Source organism: Pseudomonas sp. LBUM1670 (genome assembly GCF_059695695.1).
Map to the genome: position 1 here is coordinate 2,553,212 of NZ_CP166783.1, position 16,449 is coordinate 2,569,660.

General features: G+C 58.9%; 12 protein-coding genes and 3 pseudogenes. 8 read left to right on the forward strand and 7 right to left on the reverse strand.

What is annotated here, in order from left to right; all coding sequences use genetic code 11:
• Positions 1–57 precede the first annotated feature (57 nt).
• Positions 58–1,698, forward strand: coding sequence for a methyl-accepting chemotaxis protein (locus ACA073_RS11595; protein ID WP_497403538.1), 1,641 nt, complete (start codon positions 58–60; stop codon positions 1,696–1,698).
• Between the two features lie 50 nt (positions 1,699–1,748).
• Here ACA073_RS11595 and ACA073_RS11600 read toward each other — a convergent pair whose 3' ends face one another.
• Positions 1,749–2,306 carry an ATP-dependent Clp protease proteolytic subunit gene (locus ACA073_RS11600; protein WP_497403540.1) on the reverse strand — a complete coding sequence of 186 codons (558 nt, stop codon included), beginning with the start codon at positions 2,304–2,306 and terminating at the stop codon, positions 1,749–1,751.
• Between the two features lie 307 nt (positions 2,307–2,613).
• On the opposite strand from ACA073_RS11600, the pseudogene ACA073_RS11605 reads away from it, so the two are divergent.
• Positions 2,614–2,727, forward strand: a pseudogene (locus ACA073_RS11605) (KGG domain-containing protein); the annotation flags it as partial.
• Between the two features lie 325 nt (positions 2,728–3,052).
• Here ACA073_RS11605 and ACA073_RS11610 read toward each other — a convergent pair.
• The gene (locus tag ACA073_RS11610; protein ID WP_497403542.1) at positions 3,053–3,640 is read right to left on the reverse strand and encodes a TetR/AcrR family transcriptional regulator; all 588 of its coding nucleotides are present in this window, start codon (positions 3,638–3,640) and stop codon (positions 3,053–3,055) included.
• A gap of 171 nt (positions 3,641–3,811) precedes the next feature.
• Between ACA073_RS11610 and ACA073_RS11615 the strand changes: the two genes are divergently transcribed.
• The 5 genes from ACA073_RS11615 (at position 3,812) to ACA073_RS11635 (ending at position 10,750) form a co-directional block, all read left to right on the forward strand.
• Complete coding sequence (locus ACA073_RS11615) at positions 3,812–4,090, forward strand: LysR family transcriptional regulator (protein ID WP_497403544.1); 279 nt, start codon at positions 3,812–3,814, stop codon at positions 4,088–4,090.
• 140 nt (positions 4,091–4,230) lie between these two features.
• Complete coding sequence (gene mexE, locus ACA073_RS11620; protein ID WP_497403545.1) at positions 4,231–5,475, forward strand: multidrug efflux RND transporter periplasmic adaptor subunit MexE; 1,245 nt, start codon at positions 4,231–4,233, stop codon at positions 5,473–5,475.
• A gap of 11 nt (positions 5,476–5,486) precedes the next feature.
• Complete coding sequence (locus ACA073_RS11625; protein ID WP_497403547.1) at positions 5,487–8,681, forward strand: efflux RND transporter permease subunit; 3,195 nt, start codon at positions 5,487–5,489, stop codon at positions 8,679–8,681.
• Entirely contained in the window at positions 8,678–10,096 is a 1,419-nt protein-coding gene (locus ACA073_RS11630; protein WP_497403549.1) for an efflux transporter outer membrane subunit, read from the forward strand. The genes ACA073_RS11625 and ACA073_RS11630 overlap by 4 nt, the downstream gene beginning before the upstream one ends.
• A gap of 456 nt (positions 10,097–10,552) precedes the next feature.
• Positions 10,553–10,750, forward strand: coding sequence for a hypothetical protein (locus ACA073_RS11635; protein WP_497403551.1), 198 nt, complete (start codon positions 10,553–10,555; stop codon positions 10,748–10,750).
• 165 nt (positions 10,751–10,915) lie between these two features.
• On the opposite strand, the pseudogene ACA073_RS11640 reads toward ACA073_RS11635, so the two are convergent.
• Both ACA073_RS11640 and ACA073_RS11645 read right to left on the reverse strand, forming a co-directional pair.
• A pseudogene (locus ACA073_RS11640) lies at positions 10,916–11,506 on the reverse strand (alpha/beta hydrolase family protein); the annotation flags it as partial.
• Between the two features lie 118 nt (positions 11,507–11,624).
• The gene (locus tag ACA073_RS11645; protein WP_497403552.1) at positions 11,625–12,365 is read right to left on the reverse strand and encodes a Mut7-C RNAse domain-containing protein; all 741 of its coding nucleotides are present in this window, start codon (positions 12,363–12,365) and stop codon (positions 11,625–11,627) included.
• A 495-nt stretch (positions 12,366–12,860) separates the two neighbouring features.
• On the opposite strand from ACA073_RS11645, the gene ACA073_RS11650 reads away from it, so the two are divergent.
• Positions 12,861–13,289 (forward strand): arsenate reductase ArsC, encoded by a 429-nt coding sequence (locus tag ACA073_RS11650; protein ID WP_497403554.1) that lies wholly within the window; start codon positions 12,861–12,863, stop codon positions 13,287–13,289.
• 3 nt (positions 13,290–13,292) lie between these two features.
• Here the strand turns inward: ACA073_RS11650 and ACA073_RS11655 are convergent.
• The 3 genes and pseudogenes from ACA073_RS11655 to ACA073_RS11665 all read right to left on the reverse strand — a co-directional run.
• Positions 13,293–13,382, reverse strand: a pseudogene (locus ACA073_RS11655) (arsenical resistance protein ArsH); the annotation flags it as partial.
• Between the two features lie 82 nt (positions 13,383–13,464).
• A complete protein-coding gene (locus tag ACA073_RS11660) occupies positions 13,465–15,591 on the reverse strand; it encodes a TonB-dependent receptor family protein (RefSeq protein WP_497403555.1) in 2,127 nt (708 codons plus the stop codon).
• Positions 15,592–15,965: 374 nt separating this feature from the next.
• On the reverse strand, positions 15,966–16,265 hold the full coding sequence (locus ACA073_RS11665; protein ID WP_497403557.1) for a hypothetical protein: 300 nt from the start codon (positions 16,263–16,265) through the stop codon (positions 15,966–15,968).
• Positions 16,266–16,449: the final 184 nt, after the last annotated feature.

The following is a 16,449-nucleotide window of genomic DNA, read 5'->3' on the forward strand; positions in this document are numbered from 1 at the left end:
ACTCGCGGTAGTGGTCGTTCTCCATTTTTATTACCTCTAATCCATCGAGTTTGCCAAGTGAACCTTCTGAATCAGTCCAAATTCTCGACCAAGCTTTTGACATCGTTTGTCATTTGCGCCCTGATCACCCTCGCCGTGGGTGGGTTGGGAATGGTGGGAATCAACCGTTTGGCGACTGCGCTGTCTTTGACCTTTTCCAACAGCCTGGTTTCAGTGGGCAATATCAACGAAACCATGACCAGCCTGGTCGCGCACAACCGTGGGCTTTACCGGTTGCTTGACGCTTACGCCGGCGACGTGTCCGAAGCGGACAAGACGCGTGTTCGCCAGAACCTGGCGAAGGATCTGGCTCGGGCGGAAGACGCCTTCGCGACCTACCGTGCCACACCTCTGGCGGTTGATGAGCGGACAGCGGGAGACAAGTACAAAGAACTGTGGCCCGGTTATGTGGCAGGTGCCGGGAAGGTCCTTGAGTCGGTAGACGCCGGCGATCTTGATCTGGCACGCGATCGCTTGAACGCGTTGTCGGTTGACGTGTTTATTCAAGCCCGCGATTACCTGCGGGTGATGATTGATTCGAACAAGCGGCAGATCAAAGAAGGTGCCGAGGAGGCGCAGGAACTCGGAGCCAGCGCTACGCTGATGCTGTTGCTCGGGATCGTGATCGCCTTTCTGGTGGCTGTCGCCCTGGGCATTCTGATTACGCGCATGATCACTCGCCCGATGGCGCAGGCGGTCGCTAGTGCCCGGCGCATTGCCGGTGGCGATCTGACCCAGAGCATTTCCACTACCCGCGGCGATGAAGCGGGGCAGTTGCTCAATGCCTTGGCGGAGATGCAGGGCGGTTTGAAACGCACCCTTCAGCAGATCGCCGATGCCGCGGATCAGTTGGCCTCGGCGGCCGAAGAGCTGAGCACTGTGACCGATGAAAGTACCCGCGGCCTGACGCGGCAGAACAGCGAAATCGAGCAGGCGGCCACCGCTGTCAACGAAATGACTGCGGCAGTCGAGGATGTGGCGCGCAACGCCATGTCGACGTCCGAGGCCTCTAAAGCTGCAACCGAAGACGCTGCTCATGGCCGCAGTCAGGTTGATCACACGCTCGTGGGCATCAGCACCATGGTGCAAGAGATCACCGAGTCGACCGAGACGGTGACCGAACTGGCCGGGCAAGTTCGGGAAGTCAGCAAGGTACTGGACGTGATCCGCAGCATCGCCGAACAGACCAACTTGCTGGCGCTCAACGCTGCCATTGAAGCCGCCCGTGCTGGCGAACAGGGGCGCGGGTTTGCAGTGGTGGCCGATGAAGTGCGTGCGCTCGCCCATCGTACCCAAGCCTCCACCGTAGAAATCGAAGGGATGATCCATACCGTGCAGGCGGGCGCTAACGGGGCCGTCACCGCCATGGGCAAGAGCCTGTCGCTGGCTTCCAGCACTCAGGAACTGGCCCAGAGCGCCGGGGCGGCGCTGGAGAAGATTACAGACAGTGTCGTCACCATCAACGAGCGCAATCTGGTGATCGCTTCGGCATCCGAAGAACAGGCCCAGGTCGCCCGTGAGGTGGACCGTAACCTGTTGAATATCCAGGACCTCTCGACCCAGACCGCTGCGGGTGCCAATCAGACCAGCGCTTCCAGCCAGGAACTGTCGCGACTGGCTGTCTCCTTCAATACCCTGGTGACGCAGTTCAAGCTTTAAGGTTCTGAGGAGCGAAGAAGCCGTCGTTTGTCTTGAGGATTGTGATGCAACTATCCGCCACTGACTTTCCAGTGTTTGACATCATCGGCGAACACCATCTGCTTCATCTCATGAGCAATGCCGTAGGCCAGCGACTCATGTGCAGCGATGACTTTTTCCTCCGCAGACAGGCAATGGAAAATATCGAGTTTGGTCGCCGCCTCGGCGGTTTCGAGCGTGAAGATTTGTACGTAGCGCGCGAGGTCATTGTCGAGGCTGGACAGGTATTCCCGAAGTCGTTGATGGTCGACTGATTTCTGGCTGAAGTACCAGTTCATCGGATGAATCAGAAACCTGGCATGAGGCGAAGTGATGCGACGGCCCGCCGCCAGAAACATGATGATCCCCATCGACTCGATATTGCCGGCGTTGATGGCGCACAGAGGTACTGGCAATGACTTCAGGAACGTGTAGAGGGTGAAACCAAAGTTGGTGCTACCTCCACACGTAGACAGGTTCAGGAGCAATGAGGTGGCGCCCTGATCGATGGCTTCAAGGCAGCAATCCCTGAAGCGCTCAGTCGTTGCCTGATCGATCTGGCAGTGATAATGCACGATGTGTTCTGTCATCGACTGGCCTCCTGAGGGTGATGTTTGGAGGGCTTCCTACGGATTATTCATTCTAGTAAACATTGACACTGTGTTGGAGAAATCCGGCGGCGGGTGATCTCTAGGCTTCGCAACCGTCAGTCGAATTCGCGCATTTTCAATGGAACCAAATATCTCCATCCATTCGTCGCGTGCTCGGTGTTTTATTTCAAACTTTCGATTTTCTGCGTCCTCCGAATTAGACGAGCCCATGCTCGTGCTAACGATGTAGAGGTGAACAGAAATGGCCAATACAGGAAAAAACGATCCAGGCAGTTTTTCTGACCGGGACAAGGCTTCTGAAGCAGGCAAGAAAGGTGGAGGAGCCTCTGGCGGAAATATTGCCAACGATCCACAACGGGCGTCTGAAGCCGGCCAGAAAGGCGGTCAAGCTTCGGGTGGACAACAAAACCGCGATAAGGACCGCATGTCCGGAGGCGGGCAGGCGAATCGCGGAGGCGAATTCGCCGACGATAAGGCAGATACCTCCAAACCAGGCCAAAAAGGCGGCCAGGCTTCGGGCGGACGCCAATCCAATCAGGCTGATCAATCGACCAGCGGTGGGCAGGGAAGCGGACGCGGCACCAATGTGACTGATGACCGCGACAAAAAATCTGAAATGGGACGCGATGGCGGCGGGACAAGCGGAGGGGGAGGACGCAAACCCTGATGCAGTGTGACCCTCATCAAGCCCCGATTTCTTTCGGGGCTTGATTCTTTTTGGCCGATTACTTCCGGTCAGCCAGCCCGCTCTTTTTTTCGGGCGCTTCAGGCCAGGCATTGATGACCGACTGCAGGAACTGCTCGGACAACTCAGGGTTGTCCAGCGCCCTGGCAATCAGCATCGCCCCCGCTATGGATGACAGGATGCGCAGCGATTCCTGGTACTTCTCGTCATGGTTTTCCCCTTCGACCAGCGCCATCAGCGTGTCGATCAAACGCTCCACGCCTTGGGTGAAGGAGCTGCTGACGGCACCGCCCGAGCGGGCAACATCGGCGGCCAATGCCGGAATGGGGCAGCCCTCGGTCCAATTGTTCAGATGCCCTTGTGTCAGGTAACCCTTAATGAGTTCGGGAATGGATTTGGCGTCTTGCCAGTTCTGGATATTGGACTCGAACGTCCGGGTAACGGCCTCTGAAGCCAGCTGTTCCTTGCCGCCCGGAAACTGTCCGTAAAAGCCGCCATGGGTCAGGCCCACGGAACGCGACAGTTCACCAATGCCGATGCCGTCGATGCCTTTTTTCCGGTACAGCCGGGACGCGGCCGTGAGGATTGCCTCTTTGTTCGCGGCGGCCTGGTCTTTCGTGACTTTCATGAGACTGCTCCTGTAGCCCGTTTGGCTTCGCTTGCGCAAAGCTTCGTTGAGAGGCTGGTATTGATGATGCGCGTCATATAAAGTTGCTGCAATGGCTTTGTCGGCATCGACGCCAGTCTGGCGATCCCGGGCCTGTGGCTCAAGTCAAAAATCCCTACGTGGACCTGACCCATGAAACGTAACGATCTGCGCAGTATCGATCTGAATTTGCTGGTGGTATTCGAAGCGCTCATCCAGGAACGCAACCTCACTCGCGCAGCTGAGCAATTATCGCTGGGTCAGCCAGCCGTCAGCGCGGCGCTGGTGCGTTTGCGAAGGCTGTTCAACGATCCTTTGTTCGAGCGCATCGGTCGTCGGATGGTGCCCACCGCACGGGCATTGAGTGCGGCACAGATACTGGGGCCGGCGCTGGATTCCGTTTGTACTGCGATCACCAATACAAAGGTTTAACCGGGTCGATCCCTTTTTTTGCCCTTATACATGATAGCTATCATTATTGATGATAGCCAACTTCACTCCGTTCGATTCGTCGCGACCTCGCGCGAGGCCGAGAATCCGGAAATTCCCAAATCGTCTGGCGGACACACCCCATGGAACAGTCACTCAAACCTTTGCGTTATTCCTTGGCTGCGTTGGCGCTGGTGGCGCTTGCCGCGTGTGAACGCACACCCAGTGCCGCCCAGGCTCCGGGGGCGCCGCGCGTCACCGTCGCCAAAGTGCTTGAGCAACCTATTACCGAATGGGATGAAGTCACCGCTCGCCTGGAAGCGCCGGAAACCGTAGAGGTTCGTCCACGGGTTTCGGGCCAGATCGAACGTGTGGCGTTTACCGATGGCGTGCTGGTGAAGAAGGGTGACTTGCTGTTCCAGATCGATCCGCGGCCGTTCGAACATGAAGTGCATCGCATCGAGGCGCAGCTGCAACAGGCACGCGCCGCCCTGGTCCGCACCGGGAACGAAGCGCAGCGTGGCCAGCGGTTGTTGAGCAGCAACGCGATCTCCGCCGAATTGGCCGACACTCGCACCACCACCGCACAGGAAGCCAGGGCCGGTGTCGATGCCATTCAGGCGCAGCTGGATCTCGCGCGTTTGAACCTCAGCTTCACCCGCGTCACCGCGCCGATCAACGGCCGCGTCAGCCGTGCGGAAATCACCGCTGGCAACATCGTGACCGCCGACACCACACCACTGACCAGCGTGGTCTCCACCGACAAGGTCTACGCCTATTTCGATGCGGACGAACGCCTGTTCCTCAAGTACAGCCAGCTTTCCCGCCAGGGCCAGCGCGGTCAAGCCACCCCGGTGTACATGGGCCTGTCGAACGAGGAGGGCAACAGCCACCTCGGGCAGATGAACTTTGTCGACAACCAGGTCAATCCGAAAACCGGCACCATTCGTGGTCGCGCGGTGTTCGATAACACTGACGGTCAGTACACCCCCGGTCTGTATGCCCGGTTGAAACTGGTGGGCAGCGCCGCCTATCCCGGCCTGCTGATCAAAGATGAAGCGGTGGGCACCGACCTCGGCAAGAAATTCGTACTGGTGGTCGATCAGGACAACAAAGCCGTTTATCGCAGCGTCGATCTGGGGCCGAAGCTTGAAAGCTTGCGCATCGTGCGCAGCGGCTTGCAGAAAGAAGATCGCATCGTCATCAACGGCCTGCAGCGCGTGCGGCCCGGCGCGGTGATCGATCCTCAGGATGCCCCAATGGCCAGCCCGGAAACGGTCGCCACACTGGCCCGCCAGCGTCAGGCGATCGATGGCTCCAATCAGCCAACTTCCGCTAAATCACCCGCTCTGGTGAAAGCGGAAACTGCCACTGCGCCTCGCGAATAAGGAGCCTTGACATGAAGTTCTCCCAGTTCTTTATCACGCGACCGATCTTCGCAGCGGTGCTGTCGCTGCTGATCCTGATCGCCGGCGCCATCTCGCTGTTCCAGTTGCCGATCAGCGAATACCCCGAAGTGGTGCCACCGACCGTCGTCGTCCACGCGAACTATCCGGGTGCCAATCCAAAGGTCATCGGTGAAACCGTGGCGGCCCCTTTGGAGCAAGCCATTACCGGCGTCGAGAACATGCTGTACATGTCCTCGCAATCCACGGCTGACGGCCGGCTCACCCTCACCGTGACGTTCGCCTTGGGCACCGATCTGGACAACGCCCAGGTTCAAGTCCAGAACCGCGTGACCCGCACCGAACCCAAGCTGCCCGAGGAAGTGACGCGCATCGGCATCACCGTCGACAAGGCTTCGCCCGAGCTGACGATGGTTGTGCACTTGACCTCGCCGGACAAGCGCTACGACATGCTGTACCTGTCCAACTACGCGATCCTCAACGTCAAGGATGAGCTGACTCGCCTGAACGGAATCGGTGACGTAAAGATGTTCGGTATCGGTGACTACTCGCTGCGTATCTGGCTCGATCCGAACAAGACCGCTTCACGCAACCTGACCGCGACAGACGTCGTCAACGCGGTGCGTGAACAGAACCGTCAAGTCGCGGCCGGGCAACTGGGTTCGCCCCCTGCGCCCAATGCCACGAGCTTTCAGATGTCGATCAACTCCCAGGGGCGGTTGGTCAGCGAAGAAGAGTTTGAAAACGTGATCGTCCGCAGTGGCCCGGACGGCGAGATTACTCGCCTCAAAGACATTGCCCGGATCGAACTGGGTTCCAATCAATACGCCTTGCGCGCCTTGCTCAACAACCAGGAAGCGGTGGCGATGCCGATCTTCCAGCGCCCCGGCTCCAATGCGATCGACGTCTCCGACCAGGTACGGGAGACGATGGCCAGGCTCAAGAACAACTTCCCGGAAGGCATGGACTACGAGATCGTCTACGACCCGACCATCTTCGTCCGCAGTTCGATTGAAGCGGTGGTGCACACACTGTTCGAAGCACTGATCCTGGTGGTGCTGGTGGTGATCCTGTTCCTGCAAACCTGGCGCGCCTCGATCATTCCGTTGGTGGCCGTGCCGGTGTCGCTGATCGGTACGTTTGCCGTGATGCACCTGTTCGGCTTCTCGCTGAATGCCTTGTCGCTGTTCGGTCTGGTGCTGGCCATCGGCATCGTGGTCGACGATGCGATTGTGGTGGTGGAGAACGTCGAGCGAAACATCGAGTTGGGCCTCAATCCAATGGAGGCCACCAAAAAAGCCATGGGCGAGGTGACCGGCCCGATCATCGCCACGGCGCTGGTGTTGTGTGCGGTGTTCGTGCCGGCGGCGTTCATCTCTGGCCTGACAGGACAGTTCTATAAACAGTTTGCGTTAACCATTGCCATCTCCACGGTGATCTCGGCGTTCAACTCCCTGACCTTGTCACCGGCGTTGGCGGCGGTGTTGCTCAAGGCCCATGGCGCGCCGAAAGACCGTTTCTCCAAAGTACTGGATCGCCTGCTCGGCGGTTGGTTGTTCAAACCGTTCAACCGTGTCTTCGAAAAGGCCAGCCATGGCTATGTGGTTGCGGTGGGCAAAATCATTCGCGGCAGCAGTGTGGCCTTGCTGATTTACGCTGGACTGATCGCCATGACCTACATGGGTTTCAGCACCACGCCGACCGGCTTCGTGCCGACCCAGGATAAAAAGTACCTGGTGACCTTCGCGCAACTGCCGGATGCCGCAAGTCTGGATCGCACGGAATCGGTGATTCGCCGCATGAGCACCATCGCCATGAACGAGCCGGGTTTCGACAGCGCCGTCGCATTCCCCGGACTGTCGATCAACGGCTTCACCAACAGCCCGAACGCCGGCATCGCCTTCATCGGCTTGAGTTCTTTCGATGAGCGTAAAGACCCGAGCCTGTCAGCCCGCGCGATTTCCGCCTCGCTCAACGCCAAGTTCGGTGGCATTCAGGACGCCTACATCGCCGTATTCCCGCCACCGCCGGTGCAAGGCCTGGGCACCATCGGCGGTTTCCGTCTGCAGATCGAAGACCGCGGTAACCTGGGCTATGACGAGCTGTACAAAGAGACCATGAACATCATCGGCAAGAGCCGTAGCGTTCCGGAACTGGCCAACCTGTTCACCAGCTACACCGTCAACGTGCCGCAAGTCGAAGCAGCCATCGACCGGGAAAAAGCCAAGACTCACGGCGTGAAGATCAATGACATTTTCGACACCTTGCAGGTCTATCTGGGCTCGCTGTACGCCAACGACTTCAACCGTTTTGGCCGCACCTATCAGGTCAACGTGCAGGCCGAGCAACAGTTCCGCCAGGAGCCTGAACAGATCGGCCAGTTGAAGGTGCGCAATGATCGCGGCGAGATGATTCCGCTGTCCACGTTCGTCAAGGTCAGCCCGACATCAGGCCCAGACCGGGTTTCCCACTACAACGGTTTCCTCACCGCAGAAATCAACGGCAGTGCAGCCCCTGGCTACAGCTCCGGCCAGGCACAGGCCGCCATTGAAAAACTGCTGAAGGCAGAATTGCCCAACGGCATGACCTACGAATGGACCGATCTGACCTACCAGCAGATTCTGTCCGGCAACACCGCATTGCTGGTGTTCCCGCTCTGCGTGTTGTTGGCGTTCCTGGTGCTGGCTGCGCTGTATGAAAGCTGGAGCCTGCCATTGGCGGTGATTCTGATCGTGCCGATGACCCTGCTGTCGGCGATTGCCGGGGTGATCATTTCCAAGGGTGACAACAACATCTTCACCCAGATCGGCCTGATCGTGCTGGTCGGCCTGGCCTGCAAGAACGCGATTCTGATCGTCGAGTTCGCCAAGGACAAACAAGACCAGGGCATGTCGCCGCTGGATGCAGTGCTGGAAGCCTGCCGCATGCGTTTGCGGCCGATTCTGATGACGTCCTTCGCGTTCATCATGGGTGTGATTCCATTGGTGACATCCACTGGCGCCGGCTCGGAAATGCGTCGTGCGATGGGTGTCGCGGTGTTCTCCGGGATGCTCGGCGTGACCTTCTTCGGGCTGCTGCTGACGCCGGTGTTCTTCGTTCTGATTCGTCGCTACATCGAGCGCAAAAACGCGCGCAACGTCAACAAGGCTCATCAGGCAAACGCACTCAATCAGGAGGCACATCAATGAACACCTTGAAGCTTTTTTTACCCAGCCTTCTGGTCGCCGCGCTCGCTGCCTGCACCGTGGGCCCCGACTACAAAACACCGGACACCGCGCCTGCCAAAATCGTGTCGGCGCAAACCGGTCACTACGATCAGTCGCGTTTTGAATCGGTGTGGTGGCAACAGTTCGATGACCCCACGCTGAACCAATTGGTGAGCAAATCCCTGGAGGGCAACCGCGACCTGCGCGTGGCGTTTGCCCGCTGGAAAGCGGCGAGGGCGATTCGCGACGACATCAGTAACGACAACCTGCCGGTGGTCACCAGTCGCGTCAGCAGTCAGCAAGGTCGTTCGCAGGTGCCGGGTCAGACCGAGAGCCGGGTGAATCTGGAACGCTACGATCTGGGGCTGGACATGGCCTGGGAAATCGACCTGTTCGGCCGCATTCAGCGTGCGCTTGAGTCGAGCGACGCCCGGGAAGACGCGGCGGCGGCGGATCTGTATCAGCTGCGGGTGGCCATGATCGCCGAGTTGGTCGATGCCTACGGGCAACTGCGAGGTGCTCAACTGCGAGAAAAAATCGCCCTGGCCAACCTGAAGAATCAAAACGACTCTCGCAGCGTGACAGTCAGCCTGCGCGATGCCGGCGTTGGCAACGAACTCGATGTAGTGCGCGCCGACGCGCGCCTGGCCGCCGTCGAGGCGAGCGTGCCGCAACTGCAAGCGGAACAGGTCCGGGAGAAAAACCGCATTGCGACATTGCTCGGTGAGCGTCCGGATCAATTGAGCGTGTCGTTGAACCCGGCGGACCTGCCGGCCATCGCCAAGGCGCTGCCAATCGGCGATCCCGCCGAACTGCTGCGCCGCCGCCCGGATGTGCTGGCGGCAGAGCGCAGACTCGCGGCCGCGACGGCGGACGTCGGCGTGGCCACCGCGGACCTGTTTCCCCGGGTCAGCTTGAGCGGTTTCCTGGGCTTCACCGCCGGGCGCGGTTCGCAAATCGGTTCCAGCGCCGCCCGGGCCTGGGCGCTGGGTCCGAGTATCACGTGGGCGGCCTTCGATCTGGGTAGCGTGCGAGCACGTATCCGCGGCGCGGATGCCGACGCCGAAGGCGCCTTGGCCACCTATGAGCAACAAGTGCTGCTGGCGCTGGAAGAGTCGGAAAACGCCTTCAGCGATTACGGCAAACGCCAACAGCGACTGTTGTCGTTGATCAAGCAAAGCGAGTCGAGCCGAGCCGCCGCAGACCTCGCGGCTATCCAGTACAAGGAAGGCACGGTGGATTATCTGGTGCTGCTCGACGCACAGCGTGAGCGACTGAGCGCCGAGGATGCTCAGGCACTGGGTGAAATTGACCAGTACCGGGGAATAGTCGCGATCTATAAAGCGTTGGGGGGAGGGTGGGACAGCGGGGGCAAAAAAGTTGTAGCCACGAACTGATGCTGGCGTGAAATCTATCGCCCTACGCTGATGGTGTGGATCGACCTGTCGGATATTTCGGTGATTTGGCTTGGGTTGAAAGCGGCGTCGACGAGCGACGGCTTCTTGGCAATAGGTGTTAACTATGAAGGAGTGCTTTCGACCCGAAGCTGACGCGCAGGATTTCGCACTCTCAAACCCCAACCCCAAATTCGCACATCTCTTACGACAAATCGGTACGTCCGGGGAGGGGCATGATGATCATGAAAAAACTTAATCAAGAAATGCAATGTGCAATCCCGGATTAAAGGTCATGGATTGTCATGAAATGAAAAAGCGCTGTCGCCAAATGAAAGGTTGGTAGTCCCCCCGTCTATAAACTCGTTTCACAGTCTGCGGAGCAAACCCCCACTATTCGACTTGCACGGTCGGCGCAATGTCGGCCGTATGGTCTTCAGTCCTGAGGAGAACAAAAAAATGCGTATAGAACAACTCGCTGCCAGTCTTGATGCCGTGTTGATAGGCATGCGCCTCGTTAATGCCACGCATGACGCCCCGTTCAATGAAATCAAGGGGCTGCTGCCGCATAAAGCTCTGTTCACGCTCGATCAGGACACCTTCCATCCAGATTACATGGCCTTCACCCTACGTTTCGGCGCACTGGAAGACGGGTGAGTAGTCAAAACGCTCTTTAGAATCGACCTTGGTTTCATAGGCACTTAAAGCCATAGAGGAATGGCCTGGCAATAAGTGGGACGCCTAGATTTTTTGGTGCATCCACAGACTGCTATTGGCCGATAGCTGTCTGTCGTGAAGGGCTGCAATCGACCCAGAGCGCTCATCCCTGGCCAACCGATCTGACAGATTGCGCGGGCGGAAACGAGCACCGGCGATCTCCAGGGCGGTCAAGCCGCCGAGTGAATGGCCCACTACTGCAATTCGGCCATTGGCGACCAAGCCGAATTTTTCAGGTTGAGTCGTGACCCTATCAATGGCTCGGCGCACATCAACGGGCCGCTGCCATAACTGCGCCGCTGCTTGAGGGCTACGGTCATGAGTGGTGGTGCCAGGGTGATTGATTGCGGCGACGATGTAACCCCTATGAGCCAGAGCACTCGCAAGCCAGATCTGGTTGCTCCAGTTACCTCTGTACCCGTGGGAGAGCACCAACAATGGATGCTTGCCAGCAGCGGGCGGCGCGTCACGAACGGCAGAGGCCCCGACGAACACTGCATCATCGCCGATCAATTGCGTGGCAGCGGTAGTTGCACTGGGGTACCAAACGACCATCTCCAGTGAGCGGTCGTTGTGCGAGTCCGGCAGTGTGAAAGATTGGAAGCCGACAGGGTTCTCGTCAGCGAGTGCGATAGCAGTCAGCCAGGTCAACAACAGGGCGCCAAAAGCTGTTTTCAATGTCGTTTCTTCCTTGATTAGACAAGTGCATAGCAACCTGAACCCGCCGTTAGGCGCATTCACCTTCGTATGAGTCGAAGCTAACGTGGCTGCACATAAGCACGGACATTAAAGCCCACATTCGAACCGCGCTCGGCTACCTGTCCAGCAGAGGTGCCAGCAGTGCACACATGCCGCGCCAGTGCGAACCCTCCCAGTAAACCCGTTGGCAGGCGTCGCAGCGCAGGAAGTGCGAATAGAGGGCACCAACGCGTGGTGGCACCTGCGGCCGGGCCAGTTCCGGGCTGATCTCGTGCAGCGGCAGGTTGCAATGAAGGCACAGGCTGAATGGCCGCGCGCTACGCGCCAGGTCGAGGCGCTCGTACAATTCGCGCAGCTGCAGCGACGGTTTCAGGGCATGCACGTAACAGCCGTGGCTGATGATCCGTCGCTTGCGCAGTTCGCGGTCACGGGTTAGCACGATGCGTCCTTGCTGCGCAGCGATCTCAGCGATCTCGCCATCCTCGAAGCCATTGTCGTATAGGGTGTCGAAGCCACTCATGCGCAGCAGACTGGCCAGCCCGCCCAGGTGCGCATCAGCGACGAAGCGCAGCACCCGTAAAGGTTGCGCACGAACCTTTAGCAGCGGGCTGATGTCCAGCGCTTCGAACTTGGGATACACCGCCAGCCGGTCATCGTCGAAGATCACCCGCTCGAAGCCCACCGACTCGCCGTTCAGCAGCACCAGTTCGACCTCCGTGTGCGGTATCCCGAGCGCTTCGATCATGTGCTTGACGGTCGCCCCTCGTGCGCACTCGCAGGTGAATGACTGCCGCCGCCGTTCGGCCGGCAGGAAATCGTTGAGCTCCTCGTAGAAGCGGAAGGTTGCACTGGTCATGCTGAACAGTATGGCAGGGCTGCAGGATCAGCGAGTCTGGCCCGGACATCTTCTCCGGAAGGCCCCAAACTACGATCGTAATCATGTTGAAATTGACTATGCCATGTAGCTTCGTTGCTGGATGTCCTGCTTGAAATTGAAGTTGAAGCCTGGCCCTTGAGCGGAGCCAACGCAGCGATCAAGAAGAGCATGGGCGGACATGCTCGCGGCAAACTGGTTCTCGATACCCTGAAATGATCCGGAGGGGTCAGGCAGTTGTTTGAGAAGGCAAAAACGCCAGGCAAAAAAAAGCTGCCAAAAATGGCAGCCAGTTAAAGAGCCCGCAACGGGTTGAAGTCAGTATTACTAAAGATAGATGACAGCCTCATGACAGTTTTTCTATCCGCACTCGATTGCCCATGCTTCCCATCGGCCAGGATTTCCCTTCGGCGCAATCACTGCTCTAATAACAGCAACCGCTGTTCCGTTCACTGTCTTGAGAGAGGGGCGTTGTTCATGACCGAAAAATCCCGGGTACTGTTCGTCTGCGCTAAAAATGACATTCGTTCATTGATGGCGGAAGCGCTCCTCAAACACACCGACTCCGAACACTTTGAAGCCTTCAGCGCGGGTCTGGAAGCCAGTGAAGTCGACTCGCGCACGCTCGAATCGCTTGATCATATCGGCGTCGACGCCACCGGGTTGCGCAGCAAATCAACCCGCGAATTTGAAGGTCAGCAGTTCGACTACGTCATCACACTGTGTGACAAGTCATCGGAAGAAGCAGACAGGATGCCGATCTCTGACGAAGTGATGACGTGGAATTTTGAGGATCCCGCCACCAGTGAAAAGCATGAACCTTTTCGCCATGCACTCCAGGAAATTCACGACCGCGTCAAAATGTTCGTCACGGTGAAAATGAGACATCCCAGCCCTGATGCCTGAGGTTCAAATCGACCGCTGATTGACGCGCCGGGTCCGTTCTGCTGCCTTGCGTTCCGAGTAGCGGTCAACCCGATCCGGACGATCGCGTAGCAATCCGACGCAGGCGGTCATCCTGTACGCTTTAGTAATATCGCTGCTTGAGTCTCGCTCCGTCTATGAGCCTGCGCGCAAAGTCTCAGAGCAAACTCCACGACACCCCGACATACACCCCCAAACCCTCGCCGGGCGTGGATCGTGCAGCGTCCAGTCCTTTGTCGTCGTAGCCCGGAGTGACGGTAGCGGCGTAGTGCTTGTCAGTCAGGTTGCGCAGGTCCAGCCAGGTCTGCCAGTCGCCCTTGGGCGCGTTGTAACCCAGAGTCGCGCCGAACAGCGCGTAGGGATCGGCGTAATAGCTGTTGGCATAATCCACCGCAACCTTGGACACCCACTGCGTGTTGAGTGCAGCGAAAAAGCCGAGAGGCCAGTCGTAGCGCAGTTCGCCCTGGTAGTAGTGCATCGGCAAGCCCGGCAGGCGGTTGTCGCCGAAGCGGTCGTCGTCGCGGTAGTGGAAGTCGCTGAAGGTATAGCTCTGGCGCAGGCTCAGTTGGCCGCCATCGTCCCGCGACCACAGGTTGCTCTGCAGGCTGGCCTCCATGCCTTGATGCACGGTGGGGCTGGCGTTGAGTTCGTAGGGCGTGGTGGCGTTGGCATCCGGCAACACCGAGAGCAATTCGTGGCGCACTTGGGCGAAGTACCAGGCCAGGCTCCATTGCCCCATCGCGCTGTCGCCGCGGCCGCCGATTTCCAGGGTGGTCGCGGTCTGGTTTTGTAGCTTGATCGGATCCCGCTGGGCACCTGTGGCGACGCCGCTGCCTGCCGGGAATCGAATATTGGAACTGTAGATCAGCGACCATGGGTGTGGCGCTTCGACCGAGCGACTGAGATTGCCGAACAGTTGCAGGTCAGGTGTCAGTTGGTAGCGCAGACCTAAACGTGGGGCGTAATCCCAGTCGTTCAGGCTGGTCTTGCCACCTCCTTGCGGGTAGCTCACGGCGCTTTCGCGGCGGGTGTAGATGGCGGCGAGGCCAGTCGTCAGCCACAGGTCGTCGGCGATCTCCAGATCATTGCCCATGTGCAGGACAGTGTCCGACCCCTGGTAACTAAAGTTGCGAATGTGCGTGCCCGGCGCGTAGCCAGCGGTGTTGCCGGTGGGGATGCGCACCCATTCCGTGGCGCCGGCATTGGGTAGGTGTTTGGTCACTCGCAGGCCCAGAGTGCTGTGGCTTTCCAGACCCCAGAGTGTGTCGCGACGCTTGTAGTCGAACGTGCCACTGACGTCCGTGTACGCGACCTTCAGGCGGTTGGGCCCCTCGCGCAAGTCCATGGGATAGTCGTGGTAGACAAAACCCGTCTGGATACTCGAATCGTCATCGATGTAGTAAGTGGTTTTGTTGCCGATGAAGGTACTGCCTGGCTGTTCACGGCTGTCATCCCGCGCCACGTACGCGGGGTTGGCCGCCCGTGAGTCGTGCTCGATGGAGCGCTTGGTCACCCGCCCGGCGAGGTCGTTGTCGGTCTGGCGGTAGCGCAGGTAGAAACGCGTTTCCAGGTTCGGGTTGAAGCGATAACCGAAGTTGGCGATGACGCCCTGGCTCTCCCTGGCCGTGTGATCCTGGTAGCCATCGGAATGCGCGTCGGTCGTGGCCACGTAGTAGTCGAAGTCGCCCAGCACCTGCCCGGAGCTGACCTGGCGCTGCTGATAACCGTGGCTGCCCATGGCGTAGCGCACCTGCAACAGCGGTGCGTCGTAGCCGGTGTGGCTGACGTAATCGATCGCCCCGCCCAAGGCCAGGGCGCCCCTGTCGAAACCGTTGGCGCCGCGCAGCACTTCTACGTGGTCGAGCCACAACGGTTCCAGCAATTCGTAGGGCGTGCCGCCCGGGCCGGTCAGCGGCAGACCGTCGAGCATGCTGTACAACCCCGAGGCATGGGCGCCCGGTGCACGGTTGATCCCCGATCCGCGGATCGAGATCTTCACCCCTTCGTTACCTGCCGACTGAGCATAAACCCCCGGTTGATACGCCAGCACATCCTGATTGCTGGCCACGCGGCCCTGCAGGGGGCGGCGCAGGTCAACCACATTGGTGCCGCCGGGCACCTCGGCAAGGCGTGCCTTGGCGTCCTCGACCGATGCGTCTTCGCCGCTGCGGTCCTCAGCCCCAATCAGCACTTGTCCAAGCTCCAGGCCTTGCGCTTCGGCCATGGCCGGACAGACAAGGGCCAGACCCAGCAGCGCAGCGGGCAAGGATTTGGGCGAGGGCATTGAGAAACTCCAGACGGACAGAAACGGGCAGTGAAGAACTGCGACGTAGGGAAGAACGAAGGAAACACATGGGGATTTTGTTTTTTTGCCTGGGAGTCGGAGAGGGCAGGATTCTCTTGCTACCCAGTCATGCGTCGTTGCACAAATGCGATCCGAAAAAAGGGATCGCTGCGTGGCTGATGCCGATCAGTAAAGCGAAAGCTGACTCTTGTAGGAGCGAGCTCGCTCCGGGCGGCGTTCCGACGATGGACGCCAACGATAACGCGTATTCTCTGGATACACGCGTCGTCCTGAAGTCCATCGCGAGCAAGCTAGCTCCTACAAATTCTCTTAACTGACGTGTTTAATTTGCGTGCGCGAACATGACTGCACGCCTAATTTCTACACTCGGCCAACACCACCTGACAGGTATCTGGCGTGCCACCGGAGCGGCCGGCATAACGAATGCAGTTACTCAGTGATTTCTGGCGCGCCATGTTCAAAGTGTCCCCCCAAGCAAGGCCGCCCTCGCCGGAGGTGGGCAGCGCTTTGGCATAACAGCTTGAACCTGCGTTCGAGGCCGAATAGCGAGCCGTGGCAGCTTTGCCAGAACATCCCGCCATCAACGCCAGGTTGATGGCGAGCAGGGACGGCAGGATCCATGACGAGTAGTGGCGTGCTGTGTTTCCGGTCATGGTGTTTTCCTGCAAGAGGCGGCTAGCAGCGTGTGTGTAGTCGTGTACTCATCAGATTAGACGGTAGGCGGACGTTGAGAACCGTATTCCAGCTTTTTGGGCTCGTCTGTCCCAAATCGAAAACAAGTTTGGTTGTGGGACTAGCTAGCAGGCCCTGGCGACTTTGATCGTCCTGGCACAGCTC

Coding starts and splice junctions, on each gene's coding strand:
- ACA073_RS11650 (WP_497403554.1), top strand. CDS start 12,861: ATGACCGAAAAATCCCGGGTACTGTTCGTCTGCGCTAAAAATGACATT.
- mexE (WP_497403545.1), top strand. CDS start 4,231: ATGGAACAGTCACTCAAACCTTTGCGTTATTCCTTGGCTGCGTTGGCG.
- ACA073_RS11625 (WP_497403547.1), top strand. CDS start 5,487: ATGAAGTTCTCCCAGTTCTTTATCACGCGACCGATCTTCGCAGCGGTG.
- ACA073_RS11615 (WP_497403544.1), top strand. CDS start 3,812: ATGAAACGTAACGATCTGCGCAGTATCGATCTGAATTTGCTGGTGGTA.
- ACA073_RS11665 (WP_497403557.1), bottom strand. CDS start 16,265: ATGACCGGAAACACAGCACGCCACTACTCGTCATGGATCCTGCCGTCC.
- ACA073_RS11645 (WP_497403552.1), bottom strand. CDS start 12,365: ATGACCAGTGCAACCTTCCGCTTCTACGAGGAGCTCAACGATTTCCTG.
- ACA073_RS11635 (WP_497403551.1), top strand. CDS start 10,553: ATGCGTATAGAACAACTCGCTGCCAGTCTTGATGCCGTGTTGATAGGC.
- ACA073_RS11630 (WP_497403549.1), top strand. CDS start 8,678: ATGAACACCTTGAAGCTTTTTTTACCCAGCCTTCTGGTCGCCGCGCTC.
- ACA073_RS11660 (WP_497403555.1), bottom strand. CDS start 15,591: ATGCCCTCGCCCAAATCCTTGCCCGCTGCGCTGCTGGGTCTGGCCCTT.
- ACA073_RS11600 (WP_497403540.1), bottom strand. CDS start 2,306: ATGACAGAACACATCGTGCATTATCACTGCCAGATCGATCAGGCAACG.
- ACA073_RS11610 (WP_497403542.1), bottom strand. CDS start 3,640: ATGAAAGTCACGAAAGACCAGGCCGCCGCGAACAAAGAGGCAATCCTC.